12 protein-coding genes and 6 pseudogenes are annotated in these 21,230 nt (G+C 55.1%); 8 read left to right on the forward strand and 10 right to left on the reverse strand.

What is annotated here, in order from left to right; translation table 11 throughout:
* Positions 1–73: 73 nt before the first annotated feature.
* Together glnE and CS369_RS15280 are read right to left on the reverse strand one after the other, a co-directional pair.
* Positions 74–2,939: pseudogene (glnE, locus tag CS369_RS15275) on the reverse strand (bifunctional [glutamate--ammonia ligase]-adenylyl-L-tyrosine phosphorylase/[glutamate--ammonia-ligase] adenylyltransferase).
* A 44-nt stretch (positions 2,940–2,983) separates the two neighbouring features.
* Positions 2,984–4,315 (reverse strand): inorganic triphosphatase, encoded by a 1,332-nt coding sequence (locus CS369_RS15280; RefSeq protein ID WP_196907820.1) that lies wholly within the window; start codon positions 4,313–4,315, stop codon positions 2,984–2,986.
* Between the two features lie 445 nt (positions 4,316–4,760).
* Here CS369_RS15280 and CS369_RS15285 point away from each other — a divergent pair, with 445 nt between their 5' ends.
* Both CS369_RS15285 and CS369_RS15290 read left to right on the forward strand, forming a co-directional pair.
* Positions 4,761–5,375 (forward strand): TIGR04211 family SH3 domain-containing protein, encoded by a 615-nt coding sequence (locus CS369_RS15285; protein WP_196907782.1) that lies wholly within the window; start codon positions 4,761–4,763, stop codon positions 5,373–5,375.
* A 205-nt stretch (positions 5,376–5,580) separates the two neighbouring features.
* Complete coding sequence (locus tag CS369_RS15290) at positions 5,581–6,822, forward strand: multifunctional CCA addition/repair protein (protein ID WP_196907783.1); 1,242 nt, start codon at positions 5,581–5,583, stop codon at positions 6,820–6,822.
* 5 nt (positions 6,823–6,827) lie between these two features.
* On the opposite strand, the gene CS369_RS15295 is transcribed toward CS369_RS15290, so the two are convergent.
* Positions 6,828–7,583 carry a class I SAM-dependent methyltransferase gene (locus CS369_RS15295; protein WP_196907784.1) on the reverse strand — a complete coding sequence of 252 codons (756 nt, stop codon included), beginning with the start codon at positions 7,581–7,583 and terminating at the stop codon, positions 6,828–6,830.
* A 111-nt stretch (positions 7,584–7,694) separates the two neighbouring features.
* On the opposite strand from CS369_RS15295, the gene CS369_RS23845 reads away from it, so the two are divergent.
* Positions 7,695–7,967, forward strand: coding sequence for a hypothetical protein (locus CS369_RS23845; protein ID WP_244665041.1), 273 nt, complete (start codon positions 7,695–7,697; stop codon positions 7,965–7,967).
* Positions 7,934–8,425 (forward strand): Crp/Fnr family transcriptional regulator, encoded by a 492-nt coding sequence (locus CS369_RS15300; protein WP_244665042.1) that lies wholly within the window; start codon positions 7,934–7,936, stop codon positions 8,423–8,425. Before CS369_RS23845 ends, CS369_RS15300 begins: the two co-directional genes overlap by 34 nt.
* A gap of 1 nt (position 8,426) precedes the next feature.
* Here the strand turns inward: CS369_RS15300 and bacA are convergent.
* Positions 8,427–9,237 (reverse strand): annotated as a pseudogene (gene bacA / locus CS369_RS15305) (undecaprenyl-diphosphate phosphatase).
* A 172-nt stretch (positions 9,238–9,409) separates the two neighbouring features.
* On the reverse strand, positions 9,410–9,763 hold the full coding sequence (gene folB, locus CS369_RS15310; protein WP_196907821.1) for a bifunctional dihydroneopterin aldolase/7,8-dihydroneopterin epimerase: 354 nt from the start codon (positions 9,761–9,763) through the stop codon (positions 9,410–9,412).
* Positions 9,764–9,870: 107 nt separating this feature from the next.
* Between folB and plsY the strand changes: the two genes are divergently transcribed.
* Both plsY and ppa read left to right on the forward strand, forming a co-directional pair.
* Positions 9,871–10,497 (forward strand): glycerol-3-phosphate 1-O-acyltransferase PlsY, encoded by a 627-nt coding sequence (gene plsY, locus CS369_RS15315; protein ID WP_196907785.1) that lies wholly within the window; start codon positions 9,871–9,873, stop codon positions 10,495–10,497.
* A gap of 94 nt (positions 10,498–10,591) precedes the next feature.
* Positions 10,592–11,119, forward strand: coding sequence for an inorganic diphosphatase (gene ppa / locus CS369_RS15320; RefSeq protein WP_196907786.1), 528 nt, complete (start codon positions 10,592–10,594; stop codon positions 11,117–11,119).
* Positions 11,120–11,187: 68 nt separating this feature from the next.
* Here ppa and CS369_RS15325 read toward each other — a convergent pair whose 3' ends face one another.
* From CS369_RS15325 to CS369_RS15340, 4 genes and pseudogenes are all read right to left on the reverse strand, one after another.
* On the reverse strand, positions 11,188–12,096 hold the full coding sequence (locus CS369_RS15325) for a siderophore-interacting protein (protein ID WP_196907787.1): 909 nt from the start codon (positions 12,094–12,096) through the stop codon (positions 11,188–11,190).
* Positions 12,097–12,306: 210 nt separating this feature from the next.
* The gene (locus CS369_RS15330) at positions 12,307–12,648 is read right to left on the reverse strand and encodes a gamma-glutamylcyclotransferase (protein WP_196907788.1); all 342 of its coding nucleotides are present in this window, start codon (positions 12,646–12,648) and stop codon (positions 12,307–12,309) included.
* A gap of 2 nt (positions 12,649–12,650) precedes the next feature.
* Positions 12,651–16,517: pseudogene (locus tag CS369_RS15335) on the reverse strand (translocation/assembly module TamB domain-containing protein).
* A pseudogene (locus CS369_RS15340) lies at positions 16,514–18,231 on the reverse strand (autotransporter assembly complex family protein). Before CS369_RS15340 ends, CS369_RS15335 begins: the two co-directional pseudogenes overlap by 4 nt.
* A 212-nt stretch (positions 18,232–18,443) precedes the next feature.
* On the opposite strand from CS369_RS15340, the pseudogene msrA reads away from it, so the two are divergent.
* Positions 18,444–19,092, forward strand: a pseudogene (gene msrA / locus CS369_RS15345) (peptide-methionine (S)-S-oxide reductase MsrA).
* Between the two features lie 175 nt (positions 19,093–19,267).
* Positions 19,268–20,608: pseudogene (locus CS369_RS15350) on the forward strand (hemolysin family protein).
* Positions 20,609–20,687: 79 nt separating this feature from the next.
* Here the strand turns inward: CS369_RS15350 and CS369_RS15355 are convergent.
* Positions 20,688–20,894 (reverse strand): DUF1107 domain-containing protein, encoded by a 207-nt coding sequence (locus tag CS369_RS15355; protein WP_196907789.1) that lies wholly within the window; start codon positions 20,892–20,894, stop codon positions 20,688–20,690.
* Positions 20,895–21,230: the final 336 nt, after the last annotated feature.

Below are 21,230 nucleotides of genomic sequence, written 5' to 3' on the forward strand. Positions count from 1 at the left end.
TGTTTTTTGTCATACAGTTGGCCGCGATAATAGCACAGCCCCCGCAGCCCTTCGAAACAACATTCGTTGCCTACTACGCCCCGGCACCCAGCCATATCTCCCAGCTGGTTTTCACCTGTTGACGCTCGGTCAAAAAGCTTTCAGCGCTTACACGCGCCGACTGTTCCTGCAACGCCAAATGATGCAACGCACCGCGCAGGGTGATGTACGCCAACGTCAAAGCCCGCGCTTCTACCTCGTCCATCACGCCGCACTGGGCCATCAGCTCCAGAATGCGCACGTTATCAGGCCAGCGCGTCAGGCGTGGCTCCTGTGCCGCATAACGCAGTACCAGATACTGCACGATAAATTCGATATCGGTGATACCGCCCTCATCGGTTTTCAGATCAAACAGAGCGGGGTCTTTATTGGCCAAATGCTGACGCATCTTCTCGCGCATTTCGCGCACTTTTGCACGCAGCGTCTCCGGCTCGCGTTCCTGACATAAAATCTGACGCCGTATCGCCTCAAACTGCGCCTGTACGCCACGCTCACCGTAGACCATGCGCGCACGCACCAGCGCCTGATGTTCCCAGGTCCAGGCTTCATGTTGTTGATAATCGCCGAAAGCCCCGACGGTGCTGACCAGCATTCCCGCCGCCCCATACGGGCGCAGGCGAGCATCGACTTCGTACAGAATGCCCGAGGAGATGCGCGTACTGAACAGGTGCATCACACGCTGCGCCAGACGGAGATAGAACTGGCGGCCATCGATACTGCGCTCACCGTCGGTTACTACCTCATCCGGGCAGTCCAGCAGGAACACCAGATCGAGATCGGAGCTGTAGCCCAGTTCCCAACCGCCCAATTTGCCATAACCAATCACCGCAAAGCCGCGTCCTTCGCGCTGGTGCAGGTGCGTCGGTTGCCCATAGCGCGCTACCATCTGCGTTCAGGCTTGCTGCACTACGGCGGCGATGATGGCTTCTACCAGATAGGTTAAGTGATCGCTCACTTTCATCACCGGCATCACGCCTGCAATGTCGCCAGCGGCAATGCGCAACTGCTGCGCCTGTTTGAACTGCCTCACCTCTTCCAGTTGCTGCTCTTCGTCTTCCTCAGGCACGCGCATCAGGTATTGGCGCAGTTCATCGTGATAGGCTTCCGGCGCCAGCGGGTGGTAGAGCGTCGCCGGATCGAGCAATTCATCCAGCAGCAGCGGATAACGCGCCAACTGGCTTGCCACCATCGGCGAGGCAGCACACAGACGGACCAATTGAATCAACGCAGGGCGCGATTCCAGCAGCAGTTCCAGATAGGTGGTGCGCGTCACGATACCGAGCAACAACGGTGTCAGGCGTGGCAAAATAAGCTCAGCCTGCTGGTGAGCACACACTTCGGCCAGCAGCAGCGGTATAAGATGATCGAGCACGTCACGTCCGCGTGGGCCAATGGTACGTTTGACCAAATCATGACGAAAATCGGTAATGGCGCGCAGTAGCTCGTTACGTGCCCCTTCGCTGAGGTGAGGCATTAACGCCCCCATATCCACCTCATCGGGCGCGTCCAGCCATACGCTGTTGTAACCGCTGCACTCCGGCGCATCCTGCCCGTCCTGCGCATCATCGCCAATCAGGTCGTTAAACACCCGGCGCACCGACAGCATATGGTTTTGTAAGGCATCGTTTAACGCTTCCCAGCCGTCAAACCCCATGCCCCACGCCAGACGCTGCTGATTCAGCGATTCTTGCGGCAAGGTTTGCGTCTGCTCATCGGCAATCGCTTGCAACAGGTTTTCCAGCCGCCGTAAAAACAGATAGGCATTGCTCAGTTCGTCCACCTGCTGCGGCGAGAGCGGTCCCAAACTACCGGTGTGCTGCAACGTCGGCAGCAGTTCCCGGCCTTGCAATCCTGGTTCACGTCCACCGCGAATCAGTTGGAAAACCTGGGTGATAAACTCAATTTCGCGAATACCACCCGCGCCCAGCTTGATGTTGTTACGCAGATCGCGTCGCCGTACTTCGCGGGCAATCATGCTCTTCATGTTACGCAGTGATTGGATCACACTGAAATCGATATAACGGGGGAACACAAACGGACGCAGCAACGCGCGCAGTTCCTGACTGTAGGCATCTTCCATGCCGCCCATCAAACGCGCTTTCACCATGGCGTAGCGCTCCCAATCGCTCCCCTGCTCCTGATAATACTCTTCCATCGCAGCAAAGCTGAGCACCAGTGGACCGCTGTCGCCAAACGGGCGTAAACGCATATCGACACGGTAGACAAAGCCGTCCACTGTCATCTGATCCAGCGCTTTGATCAGGCGCTGCCCCAGCCGGGTAAAGAATTGCGCATTATCCAATTCGCGCCCGTCCCCCGCGCGTTTGGCCGTTTTCCGGATAGACAAATATCAGGTCGATATCAGAGGAGAAGTTCAGTTCACCGCCCCCCAGCTTGCCCATGCCCAATATCAGCAGCGGCTGCGGCTCCCCTTGCGCATTACAGGGCGTGCCCCACTCGCGGCAGCAGGCGTCATACAACCAACCGCGCGCCGCCACAATCAATGTCTCAGCCAATTCGCTCAGTTGACGCAGCGTTTGCGGCGTGGTGCTGGTGGCGAGTGATTGCGACCAGGCAATACGTACCAGCATCCGGCGACAAAACTCGCGCAGCACGCGCATCAGCGTCGCCTCATCGCTCACCGCCTCCAGCGCTTGTGCCAACCATTGCCCATAATGCTGCCACTCATTCGGCTGCGGCGGTTGCTGATTCAATGCCTCCCACCAATCGGGATAGCGCGCCAGCGCCTCGCTGACAAAGTCACTGGAAGCCAGCACCGCCAGATCCTCTGGCGCGATGGACGCAGGGAGCATCATGCTCTCTTGCAGGCGGGATAACACACGCTGCGCCTGCTCCGCCAGCAGCGGCGGCAACGCAGAGGAGAATGGCGAATTCGACATGGCAACTCCCTGATAATCCCGGCACTCCGGGAAGCAATAATACGTTACACGCTGGCGCTGCTTAACCAATACGGCGTTTGTTCCACCGCCTGACGGCGCGTATTTTCCAGCACGCTGTCCACGCCCGAAGCGGGAAGATGCTTGATACCGTGCTCTACCGCACGCCACTGCGCGATAAAGGATTCGACGGTGGTTTCCGGATAGGCACTGGAGAGCAGCAGGAACGCATTGATGTTGCGTTGCAAACGCGCCAACTGCTGCTGGTAGTGATCCGCATCCAGAGGGTGACTAAATACGGAGCGCAATTCCGCCATGGAGCGATCCAGCATCACGTCACAAAAGCGTTTATACGAGCCCATTAGGCGCATACGGCTTTTGTTATCCATATGTTCACGCCAACTGCTGTTAACCAACCATGAAGTGAGCACTAACTTACTGTTCAGATAGTTGGCGTCATAACACACCTTCTCAGCATCCGTTTCACGTGCGACCTGCTCTTCCAGATGGGTGAGCGCCGCGCGGAACAGCGTGGTCACTTTGCGCGGCACCGCGCCGCCCACCAGCACCAGCATTTCACGCATCAACGCACCGGGTTCCAGCAATTGCAAACGCGCTTTGCGTTCACCGCGAGCCCACAGCTCTTCATGATATTGCGAGTGGGCCAGCGCATGCTCCAGCGCAGCGCCAATCGCCTGATCGATAGTGCTCTTTGCAGGCAGCGTCAGCATACGTAGCGCCCGACATTCGCGCGGCACCGCACCTTGAGCCAGATGATAACCGCGGGCAGCTTTGCTCAGGCTGCCCTGGCGCATTCCGCCCCACTCCGCCAGCTCTTGCGACAGCGCCAGCAAATCATCGGTTTGCCCGGCTTTCAATTCCATCTCCAATTCCAAAATGGGCTCACTCAATTCACCAGCGGCAACTTCCCCCTGATCGAAGGTAATCTCAATCAAACTTTGGTGATAAGCGATAACCCACTGCTCACGCTGAAAATGGGTGCTAAACAGCGGATACAGCGCCTGAGCAAGTGCTTCAACATCGCATTCTGGCGGCCAGACGTCTGCGGGTAGCAACCGGATATCCAGATTGGCATTCGCCAGCGGCACATTGTATTCAGGATGCTGATGCAGCCCGCCGATCACCGTACCAGCGGTTTTCAGCGTCATTTCGTGCTGGCCGTTTTCACCGCGCACACGCAGCCCCATACCGAACTGACGCAGCGTGTTATCCGCCGTTTCATAATAGGTGTTGCTAAGCAGCCGCCCTTCCAGATGCTCGCTGTGGCTGTAGTCAGTTTGCCAGGCGGTCAGTTTGCGCGGCAGGGTAGCCGCCATGTCTGGGTGCACAATAAACTTCAGTTCGATCTCTTCACTCATCATCATTTCAATCTAAAAAGCATGACCCTGCGGGTTGGATGCTGACAGCCACTCATCAGCGACGGAAAATATGGATGTTTGTTATACCCTAAATAATTCGAGTTGCAGGACAAAACGTTTACGTTTTGAACAGCGCTTGCGCTGGCCCTTTAGGGCGAGGCTCATTTATGAGTCTCGTAACGCGGCAAGAGAAGGAGTCCCGATGAGCTTACTCAGGTAAGTGATTCGGGTGACTGAACGCAGCCAACGCACCTGCAACTTGAAGTATGACGGGTATATATTACACCACCTTACCCCTAACATCTGCGGCAGAAAAAACCTACCGGGCAGCGATGACAGGTAACGCGGCGTGGGTAATAGGAGTGTTCTCATTTCGGTTTACCCATTGCCTCGTCAGACTTATGCCTCTACTATCACCCAACCATTCGCACAACATGATGAAATTATGAAGAAATTAGGCCTCGCTTGTTTCACCTTTATCAGCCTCACACTGAGTTGGGCGAGTCACGCAGAAGATAAACGCTACATCTCCGATGAGCTGTCGACCTATATTCATACCGGCCCTGGCACCCAGTACCGCATCATTGGCACGCTTAATGCCGGTGAGGAAGTCACCGTGCTCAGCGTGAATGAAAATGCTGGCTATGCCCAAATTCGCGATAGCAAAGATCGCACCAGTTGGCTGCCGCTCAATCAACTGAGTCAAACGCCCAGCCTGCGCGTGCCGGAACTGGAAAAGCAGGTTTCCGACCTCACCGCGCGGTTAGGCAATATCGATCAGGAATGGAACCAGCGTACCGCCGATATGCAGCAAAAAGTGTCTGCCAGCGACAATATCATCACCGCGCTGCGTAACGAAAATCAGGATTTAAAAAATCAGCTGATTGTCGCGCAAAAGAAGGTCGATGCCGCCAATGTGCAACTGGATGACAAGCAACGGGAAATCATTTTGCAATGGTTCCTGTACGGCGGTGGCGTGGCGGGTATCGGCTTGCTGATCGGTTTGCTGCTACCGCACCTGATCCCCAGCAGAAAGAAAAACGATCGCTGGATGCGCTGAGGCGTAAGCCACATCATCAATCACATTGGCTTGCGGCATAGATTGCGGCAGGCCGATGGGTATGTAACTATTAACCTTATGTTAACGTAGTGCTCCCGTCATCCTCGGCGCAGGCCGGGGACCTCTTACAGAAGGAATGCGTTTGGCCTGTAAGAGATTCCCGCTTACGCGGGAATGATCGGATGAGTAAAGCCAGGAGTGTGTATTGAAGAGTTATCTGGTTGGCGGCGCAGTGCGGGACGCCTTACTCGATCTCCCAGTGTCAGAACGTGACTGGGTTGTGGTGGGTGCCACACCGGGACAGATGTTAGCGCTTGGCTACCAACAGGTCGGGCGGGATTTTCCCGTCTTTTTGCACCCGGAAAGCAAAGAAGAGTATGCGCTGGCGCGTACTGAACGCAAATCGGGTAACGGCTATACCGGCTTTATTTGCCATGCCGCACCCGATGTTACGCTGGAAGCGGATCTGCTGCGGCGCGATCTGACCATCAACGCCATCGCCCAAACCGCAGAGGGTGAGCTGGTTGATCCCTATCTCGGTCGGTACGATCTGCAACAGCGTCTACTGCGCCATGTCTCTCCAGCCTTTCAGGAAGATCCGCTGCGCGTACTGCGCGTGGCACGCTTTGCCGCGCGTTTTGCCCATCTCGGTTTTCACATCGCGGAGGAAACGCTGGCGCTGATGCAATTTATGACGCGCGAGGGCGAGTTGGCTTTTCTGACGCCCGAACGGGTGTGGAAAGAGACGGAAAAGGCGCTAGCAACCCGTTCGCCTCACGTCTATTTTCAGGTGCTGCGCGACTGCGGAGCGCTGGCGGTGTTGTTTCCCGAAATCGACAATCTGTACGGCGTACCGGCTCCAGCACAATGGCACCCGGAAATCGACAGCGGTGTTCATACCCTGATGACCCTGATGATTGCCGCTCGCCTCACCCCCGAGATCGATGTACGTTTTGCCACGCTGTGCCACGATGTGGGAAAAGCGCTGACGCCGCCCGCGCTCTGGCCGCGTCACCACGGACACGGCCCAGCGGGCGTGAAACTGGTGGAGCAACTGTGCCAGCGCTTACGCGTACCTAATGCGCTGCGCGACCTGGCTAAGCTGGTAGCGGAATATCATGACCTGGCGCATACCGTAACGGTATTGCAGCCCAAAACGCTGATGAAACTGTTTGATGCGCTGGACGTGTGGCGCAAGCCGGAACGACTGGAAAAGCTGGTGCTCACCAGTGAAACGGATGCCCGTGGCCGCACCGGGTTTGAGGAATCACCCTATCCGCAAGGCGACTACCTGCGCGAAGCATTCACCGTTGCCAGCGCGGTCACCAGTAGCGCAGTCGTGGCCGACGGCTTTCAGGGTATTGGCGTGCGCGATGAACTGCACCGGCGCCGTATTGCTGCACTTACCGCGTGGAAAGCGCAGAAAATTCCCGCGTCGACCCCGTAAGCGGCTTATTTCGTGCTACAGACCGCAATATAGTTAAGCTGGTCCCGGTAGCGGCGGAAGGTGCGAAACAGCCGAAGGAAGGTTGCGCGATTTTCCGCCTTCAACGCGTTGCGCACAATCTTTGCCGCGCCGCCCCAACCTTCATCGTAAATCATGCCAGACGGCGTCATCAACGTCATCGCGCCCTGCGCGTTCTCCACCTGGTTGAAACCACTATCAAGAAACAGGTTGCGCCACCCCACCAGCGTTAACGGCTGAACGTTAACATTGATTGCCGCGCGCATCTGCGCCGTGACGTCACCTGACGCCTGCGGCAGCAGCATGATGTCATGGGTCAGCAGCCTCCCTCCGGGTTTTAGCACGCGTAAATATTCCTGAATCAGCGGGCGCTTGGCTTTGTCGGCGTACATGGTGAGCATCGCTTCGTTAATCACCACGTCAAAGTGGTTATCGGGGAACGGTAACGCTAAGGCATTCGCTTCCATCACCGTCACCCGTCCTTCAACACCCGCGGCCAGAATGTTGTGCCGTGCTTGCTGTAATGCCGCCTTGTCCATATCCACCCCGACGATAGCGCACCCGTAACGCTGCGCCATCTCAATGGAGGTGGTGCCCATATTACACGCCACTTCCAGAACACGGGTTGATGGCGTCAACGCGCCCTGCTGCATCAACCACTCGGTAGCCGCACGCCCACCGGGGCGCAGGCGTTTTTTCCCCAACCGCGCCAGAAATTTATGTCCCGCCAGTTTCTCTGACATGCTTGCATCCTCCTCGCGATTACCGTGCTCAGATGCTTGCTGAAAACAAGCAAATGATTATTATTTCTGTTTGATTGCCAGACACTTTAGAACCCCGTGAGTGAGACGCCAATGACGTTTGTCAAAATACCCCTACCGACAGAGGAACATTGCGAGGTGCTGTTTTCCCATCAGTGGCTACGCAACGAGCCTGAAGACGTGGTGCACGCCTTACAGCGCGCGTGCTGTCGTATCCGCTTTCAGGCAGGGGAAACGCTGTTTCGCGAAGGGGATAAGATGCGCTACTGTCCGCTGGTGGAACAGGGTGAACTAAAGGCGTTTCGTCATACCTATCAGGCGGGGATGACAAGGTGTTCGGGCAGTTTGTACGCGGCGAATGGGTAGCGCTCGCCGCCGTGTTTATGGAGCACGGCCGATTCCCGATGAACATTCGGGCACTCAGCGCAGGACAGGCAGTGTTGATCCCACGAGAGACGCTGCACCAGTTTTGTCTGCAACGCCCGACGCTGGCGCTGCAACTGCTGGGCAACCTCAGCCAGAAGCTTTACGCCACCATCAACCAGATCGATTGGCTGACCTCCAGTTCGGCGGGCGAACGGTTGGCGGATTACCTGCTGCGTCTACATCCTTCCCAGCAAGATACCCAGCCAAACGCGCAGGTTCGGCTACCGCTCAATCGCGGACAGTTAGCAACAAAGTTGGGTATCCGCGCAGAAACTTTGAGCCGCCTGATGGCGGAGTGGCAGCGGCAGGGTTACATCACCTGCCGCGCCAGTTACATCACGTTATGCAATCTGGACTACCTGCGCGCGTTGGCCGCGCAGGCACAGCGCCCGTTCTGAGTCAGAAGAACACCAGATAGACAACGCCCGCCACGAAGAAGCGATAAATCGCGAACGGGACAAACGAAATGCGTTTGATCAGTTTCAGGAAGGTTTTGATAGCGACCAGCGCAACCAGAAACGCGGTGATAAAGCCCACGGCGAACATCGGCCAGCGACAGGAAATGCCAGCTTTTATACAGATCCAGCACCGTCGCCCCCATCATCATTGGCACCGCCAAAATAAAGGAGAACTCAGAAGCGGCGTAACGGCTGACACCCACCAGCATCCCGCCGGAAATGGTCGCGCCCGAACGGGAGAATCCCGGCCACAGCGCCAGACATTGAAAACAGCCAATCATAAATGCCTGACGATAGGTGATATCATCCAATCCGCTGGCACGCGGCGTCTTCGGCTTCAGCCACTCCGCCGCCAGCAGCAGGAAACCGCCAACAATCAAGGCGTACATCACATTCTGCCGATTAAACAGCGACTTGATAGTGCTGTGAAACACCAACCCCAACACCACCGCCGGGATCATCGCCAGCAGAATATGCCCCAGCTTCAGACGATCGTTACTGCGTCCTTCATGGGGCACGGCACCAAAGTGGATACCGATCAACCCAAACAGACGACGCCAAAACATCACAACGACCGCCAGGATAGAGCCCAATTGGATAATGACTTCGAAGGTTTTCGCCTTATCATCATCAAACCCCAACCAACTGCCAACAATAATCATATGCTCCGTCGATGACACGGGCAAAAACTCCGTTAACCCTTCAACAACCCCAAGAATAAATGCCACCACCAGCGTGTGGAGATCTGCCATGCTCGCTCCCTGCCTTTCCGAACCGAAATAAAAGAAGCACTCATAAAAAAAGTGGCTACGCTGTCCGCGTGCGCCACTTTAAACACCACCACAATAGACTAAAAAACGCGATGTTAGTTTCACTGACAAAAAAGATTCATAAAAAAAACCACATGTGCAAACCCGTGCGCATTTATCGTGTGCCGCGCTCGATCACTACGCCCACCTGGCGTGCCTGCGCGACGACCCCCGGCTTGCTCACTTTGATACGCAGCCAGGGGATGGCAAAGCGCTGCATCAGCAATTGCGCCACCTCTTCCGCCACGCGCTCGACCAGCGCAAACGGCTGACTGGAGACATGGGCAATCACAGCTTCACTGACATCGGCATAGCTGAGGCAGTAGTTTACATCGTCGCTTGCGGCAGCCTTGCGGTTATCCCAGCCCATTTCGATATCGAGCACCAGCTTTTGCGAAATGGTTTGTTCCCAGTCGTAAACGCCAATAGTGGCAATCACGGTAAGTTCTTCTATAAATACAATATCCATCACGTCATTCTCTGTTTTTGGCGCTGTTTGGTATCACTTCCGCCGGAATATGCGTATTATCCACGGATGGCAACTGTAAAACGACCTTTATTCAACGGAACCGCGTTATGAGTGCTACCGCGCTTGGCATGATAATTTTCGCGTATCTGTGCGGCTCCATCTCCAGTGCGATTCTGGTGTGCCGCATCGCGGGTCTGCCCGATCCACGCCAGCATGGTTCAGGAAATCCCGGCGCGACTAACATATTACGTATCGGTGGCAAAGCCGCCGCCGCTACCGTGTTGGTGTTTGACGTGCTGAAAGGCATGTTACCGGTCTGGGGCGCTTATGCGCTTGGCGTCACACCGCTTTATCTTGGTATTACCGCGATTGCGGCCTGTTTGGGCCATATCTATCCGGTGTTTTTCCGTTTTCGCGGCGGGAAAGGTGTGGCAACCGCGTTTGGTGCCATCGCACCTGTCGGCTGGGATCTGACCGGTGTGATGACCGTCACCTGGCTGCTTACCGTACTGCTTAGCGGCTATTCCTCCCTCGGGGCCATTGTGAGTGCGCTGATTGCGCCCTTCTATGTGTGGTGGTTCAAACCTCAATTCACCTTTCCGGTGGCCATGCTCTCTTGCCTGATCCTGATGCGACATCATGACAATATTCAACGTCTGTGGCGCGGGCAGGAAAGCAAGATTTGGAAGCGCCGTAGCAAAGAAGAAACCCCTCCGAACGATGACGCTGACTAAACGCCACTGAGATTGAAAAACCGCAGCACTTTACCAATGGGTTGGCTATAATCGCCGCCACTCCATTTCTGACGTTAGAAAAAAGGAAACAGACATGAGTTTGATCAACGTCCCGGCGGGCAAATCACTGCCGGATGATATCTATGTAATCATTGAGATCCCGGCCAACGCTGACCCCATCAAGTACGAAGTCGATAAAGAAACCGGTGCCCTGTTTGTAGACCGTTTCATGGCAACTGCCATGTTCTACCCGTGCAACTACGGCTACATCAACAACACCCTGTCTCTGGACGGTGACCCGGTTGACGTACTGGTGCCGACCCCTTATCCTCTGCAACCCGGTTCAGTGATCCGCTGCCGTCCGGTTGGCGTACTGAAAATGACCGACGAATCCGGTGAAGATGCCAAAGTGGTTGCCGTGCCGCACACCAAGCTGAGCAAAGAATACGATCACATCAAGGATGTGAACGACCTGCCGGAACTGCTGCGTGGCCAAATCGCCCACTTCTTCGAGCAATACAAAGCGCTGGAAAAAAGCAAATGGGTGAAAGTAGAAGGTTGGGAAAACGTGAAAGCGGCCAAAGCCGAGATCGTTGCCTCCTTCGAACGCGCGAAAAAATAAGCGTGTAGCGCACTGCGCAATCTATGTTACGGCGAGGATCTCCTCGCCGTTTTCTTTTCAGCGTGCAGTCAAAGATCGCGCTGCCGTTCGCGGCTCCAGTAAGCCATAAACGTGATGATATCGCGTGGCACCTGACGTTCACCGGACAAGTAACGCCGCAGGTTTTTCACCACCGAAGATTCCGACGCCACCCAGCCAAAAAATTGGCCGTGCGTCTGGCTGGCCGACTCCCACAGCAGCTCACCTTCTGCCACCTTGTGCAATTCGGTAATCTCTGCTTCCGGGCGAATATCCGGCAAGCGTACATGCGCTTGCACGCTATGCAGCAGTCGTTCACCGTAAGAGGCCCCCTGCGGCTTACGCGGCAGCCAGTGCACCTCGGCAAAGGCAAACGCGCTCATATCCACGCAGTCGGCCTCCAGCGGCACTTCGATAAACGCCTGCACCTGCACGGGATTCAACTGCTGCGCCAGTTGTTCCAGAATGCCCTTGATAGCAGACAATGCAGTTTCATCGCCAATTAACAAGGCATGGGTCATTTCCGCTGGCGCAAGCCACTCATAGCCGCCGCTATCACCTTCATCATCTCCCACGCACGGCGCAACAATGCGCAATGCATCCCCCGGTTGTGCCTGTATTGCCCAGGCAGATGCTGGTCCTTCGGTGCCATGAACAACAAACTCTACCGCCATTTCACCGTTAGCCGCATCCACGTCGCGTAGGGTATAGGTGCGCATCACCGGCCGCTGCGCCTTGGGCAGCGCCAGCCACTGACGGTACCACTCATCACTGTAAGGCAATTCGGGGAAAACGCCATCGGCGGGAGGAAGCAGCAGCTTGATGCGTTGATCCGGAGCATCCATTTTCATCTGATGCACCGACTCACCGGAGAACACACAGCGCATCAGGGAAGGTGTCAGGTAAGTCTTATGCGCCAGCACGACGTTAAAAATGCGGTATTTCTGTTTTTCTGCCATGACCTTTCTCATCTTATCCCGCAGGGGCGACCAGAATAGCCCCACATCGGGCCCAAAGGGGCGTTTACCTTAGCATTTGGGATTGATAATGAGAAACATTATTGTTAATGAAAGGATAACAGAATGGCGTGGTAACGGATGGTGCAAGGAAAGTGAATCGTAACCGACACCGCGCCGGTTACGCTTTTATTTACAAACTACCCAGTACCATTACTGCTCGCGCGTCAGCCAATCGCCATTGTCGATACGCGGCAACCCTGTTACCGAGTGTTGATACAGATAGATCCACGCACTCCCGAGCGGGGTGCTGATTAACTCGCGCTTGTATTCGTGACCATCACGCTTTAGCGCATCGAGTTCTGTCAGGATAGATGAGCTTATGCGATAAACTTCGCAAAAAATTTCCCCCTCCCCGACTACCACCGCAGGATAATGGCCAAGGTCATACATCTCATAACCACCGAGTTGACAATCCCCTAGCCACTGTGCGTTCGTCATCCAGTGACTGTTTCCCTGTTTGCGTCGTAAACTGCCATAAACAATAATTCGCATCGCTAAAACTCGAACTGATAGAGCACATTCAGTGCCTGATCGAGACCAGACACCGCTTCCAAATAGAGTCTTGGCATTAACCGATAACGCAACGTCAACGTTGCTAAAGAGTCAAATATGCCAATGCCGTATCTGACCTGAAGGCCAGGGAGGACGTAACCGCTGACCACAACTTGAGATTCCTCGCCAGCGCCCTGTGTATCCAGAGCTAAATCACTTACGCCAAAGGCCTCGCCGATTTTACCCACAACTTGACCACTTTGCGCAACCCCTAACCCTACTAAGGCCTAGGTCATCATATTACTGTCTGAACCGGTGCTGTCCAGCCCTTGACCCCGTAACAGGTAAGATAATGCTTCTTGCTGCGATAATGTCGGTGTGGAAAACACCTCGATGTGCGGCGCGCTCGCCGCACCGGTGATGAGCACACCCGCCGTCACACCATCCGCCGTATTATCAGGATTGCGCACCGCTTCGATGTTCAAATTCGGTTCGGCTGGTGGCCCGGAAAACACCAGAATCCCTTTTTGCAGGATCAAATCCTGCCCGTAGGCCTTGAAACGCCCGGTAGGGATGTTGATCTGGCCATTCAGCCCCAAACCACGCTCGTCCTGCACCATTTTCAGGTCGCCTTGCAAACTGGCACGCAGGCCAAAGGCATCAAGGCGCACATCGTCACCCACGCGAATGGTCAGGTTACTGTTGATAGGGATCGCAACGTTGTTACGAGCTAGCGGCTGGCGTTGTTCGTCCAACAGCACTTCATCCGAGGAGACATCCACCGGATTTTCCGGCATCTCTTGTACGGTAATACGCGCCCATGGCACCCTGACCGAACCATTGAGCGTGAAAAGTTGCGGCGTGGCTTCAAACTCAATATCCGGGGAAACATCAAGTCGCACCGTCGGCAGCAACGTCACCCGCACCCGATCGCCCTTCGCCGCAATACGTGCCCGCCATGCTTCCGGCTGATGCCAATCCGCATCACCGTTAAGATTAAGCTGCCCTTGCGTGGTTTTCAGAAAGCCCTGTAGCGTAGAACTCATGCCATTGAAGTTCACCGCCAAACGGCTATCTGTCAGATCGACCGGCATCCAGTGACCGTCGATATCCAGCCCTTCCAGCGCCAGTTGTCCGTTCAACTGCGGCTGACGCACATTCCCCCCATACGCAACGCGCCGTTCAGCATGCCCGCCGCTTTTTCGCCCCGACTTAACACCGGATTCATCAGCGCAAGGGAGATTTTGTCGATGGCGATATCGCCTCCCAGTTCGCGTCGCCCCTGCGGGTCCGTCACCTGAATATCACCCCGGAACTGGCCGTTATTGTGAATAGCGATGAGCCATCCCAGCGTCGCGCGGCCACGATCGACGCCCGCGTTCAACGTGAAAGTGTCAAAATCGACGGGCAGCGTGTTGCCGTTCATCTGCTGATGCAGTGCAACCTTGTTCCCAGTGAGCGCGATTTTTGCCTGTGGCAACCCACCGCCCGGCTGCCAGGCTACGTCAGCACGACCGGTAAATACGCCGCTCAGCGCAGTGTCTGCGCCCAAAAACGGTTCCAGCATCTTCAAATCAAAACGGTTTAACACCACGCTGGCCTGTCCGCTCGGGCCAATGTCGACCGCACGCGGCACGCACAGCTCGGCATTCGGGTTTTGCCAACAGTGTGCACCGAGCGTGATACGCGCCAGCGCTTGCTGATAATCCAGCGACATTGAGGGTGACAAACGCCATTCCCCCACTGGGGTAGTGAACTGAGTTTGATCCAGCGTACCGCGCCAACGCTGCTGTGCTCTGTCGAAGTGCCCGGTCACGGTCAGATGTCCGGCGACAGGTTCCCCTTCCACGTTCAAGCGCAACTGATGCTGCTGCTCATTGCCTTGCGCATTCAGTGTCAGCAGAGAAACCTTCACACCTTCCTGTTGCAATTGCTCAACGCGCAACGCCATTCGGCCATTGACCTGTGCATCCGAGCGCACATCGCTTTCCAGCGTCAGGAGATTGATGGATAACCCCTGCCAGCGCAGCCCTGTGGCGTTGAGATCCGCCAATAGCTGCGGTGCGGTGTGATTCGCGCAGCCGCACCGTGCCAGCGACGCGGCCCGCAAGCCCCGGCAAGTCACCGTTTAACGCAGGGGCGTCAATGACGCCGTCCAGTTTCCATTGCTGATCTAAATCGCCTTTAACATCAAGCTGGTTACGCCCCAATGCCAGGTTGATGCCGGGAATGTGCCACTGGCCTGCGGCATTGCCGTTCGACGAGCCTTGCGCCGTCAGTTTGTTTTGCTTGATATTGCCGTTCAGGCGCAGTTCGGTCACCGCCACCTGCCAGTTACCACCGTACAGCCTGCCGCGCGTACTGATCTTGCCATCAATGCGCGCTGGCCATTTCGGCCATTGCTTCGCCGTATTAATGCCATCGAGCACCAGTTTGCTGCGCCAACTGATGGCCTTGCTTCAGTCCACCAGTGCGCGCAATTCAGTGGTGCCTTGCAACGCAGAGAGTCGTAGCGGACTTATATCAAACTGTTGCAAATTGCCTTTGCCTTCCAACGCCAGCGTGGCGGGTGGCACGGTGCTACCGCGAATATCACCGTTGATCTTCAAGGCATAATCCGTGGCCTTACCGGTCAGACTTAACGCCAGATTATTAAACTGATACTCCGCCTCTCCCGTTAACGGCCAGGCGAGACGCTCGGACTGCACGGTCAGCGCCAACGGCAGTTCAGGCTGGGCCAACTGCGCTTTCAGGGTAAGCAGCGCACGCTGCGGCCCGGACAGGTTAAGCGTGGTATTCAGCCAGTCATGCAGGCTGCCCTCCACCGTCAGTTTGATCTTCTCGCCTTTCAACGGCGAGGTATTCACCACCCCGTTCAGAACAAAAGACAGCGGCCAGTTATCCCTGAGCGTGGCCTCACCCGCCGCATGCAGGGCACCTTGCGGTGACTGGATTGCCAGTTTGTCCAACTGAATATGTTGTTGTTGGGTAGCGGCTTTAAGTTGCAGCGTGGTGAGGGTGATATCTTGATCGCCGGTCAGTCGCAGTTGTTCACCACGCAAATCGCTGATGTCTATATCAAGCGGTAGCGTGGACGCGGGTAACGCCGGCAACAGCGGCTTGGCAAACAGCGCCTGTAGCTGCTCGCCCAATGCGGGTGGCATCGCCACTTTTTCCGGTGCGGGTGGCGTTACTTCAAGTTGCGGTGCGACAGCAGCCTGCGCCGTAGCGGAGGCGATATCACCCACTTCAGAAGCGGTGACTTTGCCATCTTCGGTGGCCACCAACGTACTTTCTGCAACGGTAGATGCTGGTTTGGTTTTCGGCAGTGCCACCAGCAGCGCATTGATTTGTGTCGGCAGCAAGGTCAACGCGCGCCCTTCCCAGTGCATGCCGGTGTGCAGTTCACCCAGCGAGATAGCGGTATCATCCAGCGTGACGCGGATATTGTTGAGCGTGAGCTGGCTAAGACGTATCGGGAACGGAGCCGTCAGTTCGCCCACTGGCGCACTGGGGGCAGGCGTCTCCGCAGGCGGCGGCATGGCGCTGCTGTCGATGACGACATAAAGATCGCGTAGCGCAATATCATTGATGCAAATTTGACTGCGCGTCAGGTAGCCCAGCTCCAACGTGAGGTGCAGTTCACCGGCGTTGAGCGTGATACCTGGCGCTTGATAACCGACACCGCGCAGTGTTAGATCGCGCCAACCGCCTTGCACCTCGGCGATCTCCAACCCCGGCACCCAACGCGCCGCGCCATTAAGCAGCAGATGCAACCCCGGCGTGGTAAACAGTAGTCCCGCCAGCGTGATGAGCAACAGCAACAAAAATGCGATGACCCCAATGGCTATTTTCTTTATCAGGCTCATAGCTCAGGCCCCAAACCAATATAGAACTGGAGATCGTTACGTTTCTCGGAATCATTCACCGGAACGGCAAAATCGAATTTGACCGGCCCCACCGGCGAGGCCCAGCGAATCCCGACACCGGCACCGGTTTTCAGGTCGTTGATCCTGAGATCGTTTACCGCATCACCGGTATCGACAAACACCGCCCCCCACCAGCGCCCGGTAAAGTTGTACTGGTATTCCAGAGAACCGGTTAGCAATTTTGACGCACCGGTCAGTTTGCCTTCGTCATCGCGCGGTGAGATAGAGCGGAACTTATAGCCGCGAATGCTGCGATCGCCCCCGGCAAAGAAGCGCAGCGACGGCGGCACGCGGGAAAAGCTGTTGGTTTCAATCCAACCGACGTTGCCACGCGCGACAAAACGGTGCTTATCCTCAAACGTACGGATCCAGACATTCTGCGCCTTGTATCACCGCAAAATCGATATCCGAGCCCCAGGTGGTATCTGAGATATCCAGCGAATAGCGCTGTGAATCCCCCCAGGTGGGCATAGTCCCGCCGCTCTGTCGCGTGCGATTCAGCGTCAGGCCGGGATAGAGCAGCATGGTGGTATCGGTGACACTGCCCTGAGTAAAGTGATCGAGACTCCAGCGCAGGTTGATGGAGCGCTGCCAACCGCGATTAAGCGTCCAGAAGCGCGCCACGTTGAGCATGGTGCCGTCTGATTTGGTGTCATTCAGATCTTCGCGTTTAAAACCGGCTTGCAACAAATAGAACTGCTCCAGCGGACTTCTCAGCAAGGGAATTTTGTAACTGAAATCCAGCGACTGTTCCGGCGCAGAGACGCTCAGGCTGCTTTCCAGACTGTGCCCACGCTCGTTGATCCACGGTCTGCGCCACGTGGTCTGAAAGCACGGCCCCACGTCGGTGGAATATCCCACCCCGTTTTCCAGTAAATTGCGCGCGCGGTGTAACGACCGCATCCAGCGGCAGGATTTTATCGGTTTTTCCCGCCGCGAAATTGGGGGAAACTACTGCCGAGGTGAACCATCCAGTGGCAGACAAACGCCGGTTAAATTCGCCCAGATCTTCGCTGGTATACTCATCGCCACGCTTAAACGGGATCAGATTGCGCGGATAGGCTTCATCAATTTGACTGCCCTGAAAGTGCACGTCACCGAAACGGTAACGGGTGCCGCCGTCATAATCGATATCCCAGAACGCTTCCCGCGTTTCGCGGATCACGCCCAGCTGGCTTTTGTAGTAATGCGCATCAAAATACCCTTTACGCAGCGCCAGGTTATTTAATGAACGCTTAAAATCATCATAGTCGCCGTGGTTCAGCACGCTGCGGCGTCGCAGTTGGAGGAAATCGCTGTCGCTGCTCGCATCGCCCTGCAGCAGAACATCGGTGCCCGCGATTTTGACCGGCTCGCCCGGCGTCACCGTCACCAACAGCAGCGGGCGTCCGCCGTTTTCTGCCAGGCGGTACTCAAAATTGATTTGCGGATCGTAATATCCCAGCGCCCGTAACCCGCGCCGGATCGCATCATCAACCCGGGCACGAAAGCGCCCCTCGGCGCTGACCTCATCAGGGCCGATGGTAGATAGCCGCGCACGCACGTTGCGCTGTAATTCCCCTTCTAATCCGACCACTTGCAAACGCACGTTCGCTGCATAGGACGATGCAGTTGCCAACAGGCACACAAAAAGCAAAGTACGGTATCGTGACACGCCAACTCCCCACGTTCGTTTATATTGTTCTACACAGGCGTGTGTTGAAAATCATGTCAAAAACAATCCCACTCAACATCCTCATCTACACCCACTCTAAAGTGTAATGAGTAATTTCAAAAATGCAGGTTGCGCAACACCTTAACCTTAAACGGGCTTGAACCATAAAGACAGCGTGAACTTTCTTAGTTATTCTGTTACCTATGAATAACATGGATTATCGTGGGAGTAACAACGTGGTACAGCACAGTGATAAAAACCAACGTATCCGTCAATCAGAAGCGCTGCCGGGGCGAGGCACGCCTGAACGTTGTCAGCCAACATTCCATGACTCACGTTCCTGACAACATGGACGTTGCGCTGTTCGCCATGGGCTGTTTTTGGGGAGTGGAACGCTTGTTCTGGCAACAGGAGGGCGTATACAGTACCGCAGCAGGCTACACGGGAGGCTTTACGCCCAATCCCACCTACCGTGAAGTCTGTAGCGGGCTGACCGATCACGCCGAAGCGGTGCGCATCGTCTACGATCCGGCTGTCATCAGCTACGATCACCTGCTACAACTATTTTGGGAAAATCACGATCCGGCGCAGGGCATGCGTCAGGGTAACGATCTCGGTACGCAGTATCGCTCAGCCATCTACACGCTCACCGCAGAACAGATGACGTTGGCGAAGGCCAGTCTGGCGCGTTTCCAGCAAGCCATGCTCGCCAGCGGTAATGCACGCACCATCAGCACAGAAATCGTCCAGGCGGGCTCCTTTTATTACGCGGAAGATGAACACCAGCAATACCTGCACAAGAATCACGGCGGATATTGCGGATTGGCGGGCATCGGCCTGTGTTTGCCGCCCAACGCCTGATAAATTACTAATATTTTACGCCATGCTTGCCAAATGGCCCATCAACACCGTTATAATACTTGTGCCGCCTGACATTCGTTACGGCGGCGTTATTCATTCTGTCATCTAATGCGATTATTACTATTCATGCATTCATGACCTTCCTGAGGATCTGGCCACGACGGCCGGAAAACATATGTTAAACAGTTTATTACTTATAGTTCTTCTGATCGCGCTCAGTGCGTTTTTCTCGTTGTCCGAGATATCACTGGCCGCTTCACGCAAAATTAAACTTAAACAGATGGCCGATGAGGGCAATCTCAACGCCGCTATGGTATTAAAGCTCCAGGAAACGCCCGGTATCTTTTTTACCGTTATTCAAATCGGCATTAACGCCGTGGCCATTCTGGCCGGTATCATCGGCGATCAAGCGTTCTCTCCCTATTTCACCGTGTTTTTCCAACGCTTTATGACGCCAGAAATGGCCGATTCCGTCAGTTTTGCCTGTTCCTTTGTACTGGTAACCAGTCTGTTTATTCTGTTGGGTGACTTGACGCCGAAACGCATTGGCATGACGACACCGGAAGCCGTTGCTATCCGGATTATCAATCCCATGCGCTTCTGCCTGTTCTTTTTCCGTCCGTTGGTGTGGTTTTTTAACGGCCTGTCGAATGTGATCTTTCGTTTGCTCAAACTGCCTATGGTACGCAACGACGACATCACCTCCGATGACATTTACACAGTGGTGGAAGCTGGGGCACTGGCGTGCGTGCTGCGTAAGCAAGAGCATGAATTGATTGAAAACGTCTTTGAGCTGGAATCTTGCACGGTGCCCTCGTCGATGACATCGCGGGAAAGCGTGGTGTTTTTCGATCTGCACGAAGACGAAGCGCAAATAAAAGAGAAGATTGCCCAACAACCGCACTCCAAGTTTCTGGTGTGCAACGGCAATATCGACCAGGTCGTCGGTTATGTTGACTCCAAGGATCTGCTCAACCGCGTTTTGGGCAACCAGAGCCTGGCGCTCAACGGCGGTATTCAAATCCTCACCGCGCTGATCGTGCCCGATACGCTGACACTGTCGGAAGCGCTGGAAAGCTTTAAAGCGGCGGGCGAAGATTTCGCGGTGATCCTGAACGAATATGCGCTGGTGGTCGGCATTATCACCCTGAACGATGTGATGACCACACTGATGGGCGATCTGGTTGGTCAGGGCATGGAAGAACAGATTGTGGAGCGTGATGAAAACTCGTGACTCATCGATGGCGGCACACCGATTGAAGACGTGATGCGGGCGCTGGATATCGACGATTTTCCCCATTCGGACAATTACGAAACCATCGGCGGATTTATTATGTATACGCTGCGCAAGATTCCGAAACGCACCGATTCTGTCCGCTTTGCAGGTTACAAATTTGAAGTGGTGGATATCGACAGCTACAAGATTGACCAGTTGCTGGTCACTCGTCTTGAAGAGAAGAACGCAGCGTCTGCGGCGATTGCCGATACAGAACCCACGGCAGAACCTAAAAGCTAGTCTTCAACCTGCGCCAGCCTGAACCGCTAGCTCATTGCTGCTGCCCATCACTGGCGGCAGCAGCATTCCTCTCGAACCGTTAGCCCATGTCGGCTTGCAGCCACATCACCTGACGGTTCACCTCAGACATCACCAGCAAATGCTGTTTGTCTTGGGTTTTCGGCAGTAATATTTTGCCGTAATCAAACTCGAAAGCACCGATGCCTCTGATATACAACCGGCCACGAAACAGCGTTTTCACGTACTTCGCAACTTTTAACGGGTTGTAACGTTCGAAGATCCGCATTGTATCTCTCCTCCCGTTTTCATTTTTCTCTTCGGCCCCAAGCTGGGGTATAAAATCACGCGTTAATAAAACGCCTAACTATTAGTGTCGCCAGATGGCATTTAGTTTCACACAAAAAAACGGCATAATTCACCGGGTTTTCAGACTGTTATAAGATAGTTCCGTTATCGATCAGCATAGTTTTATTTTTACCTTTACGTAACAAAAGTTGTGAATCTCCATCACATTTCAGACAGGACAGACCAGATATCTTCCTCTACGCTTAAGCAACGGTTTCGCGTAACCTTCGCCGCTTTCTACCAGAGGACACGTTATGACTGCCTGCCACACCTCGAC

This window comes from Candidatus Symbiopectobacterium sp. 'North America', assembly GCF_015762685.1.
Lineage (GTDB): Bacteria > Pseudomonadota > Gammaproteobacteria > Enterobacterales > Enterobacteriaceae > Symbiopectobacterium.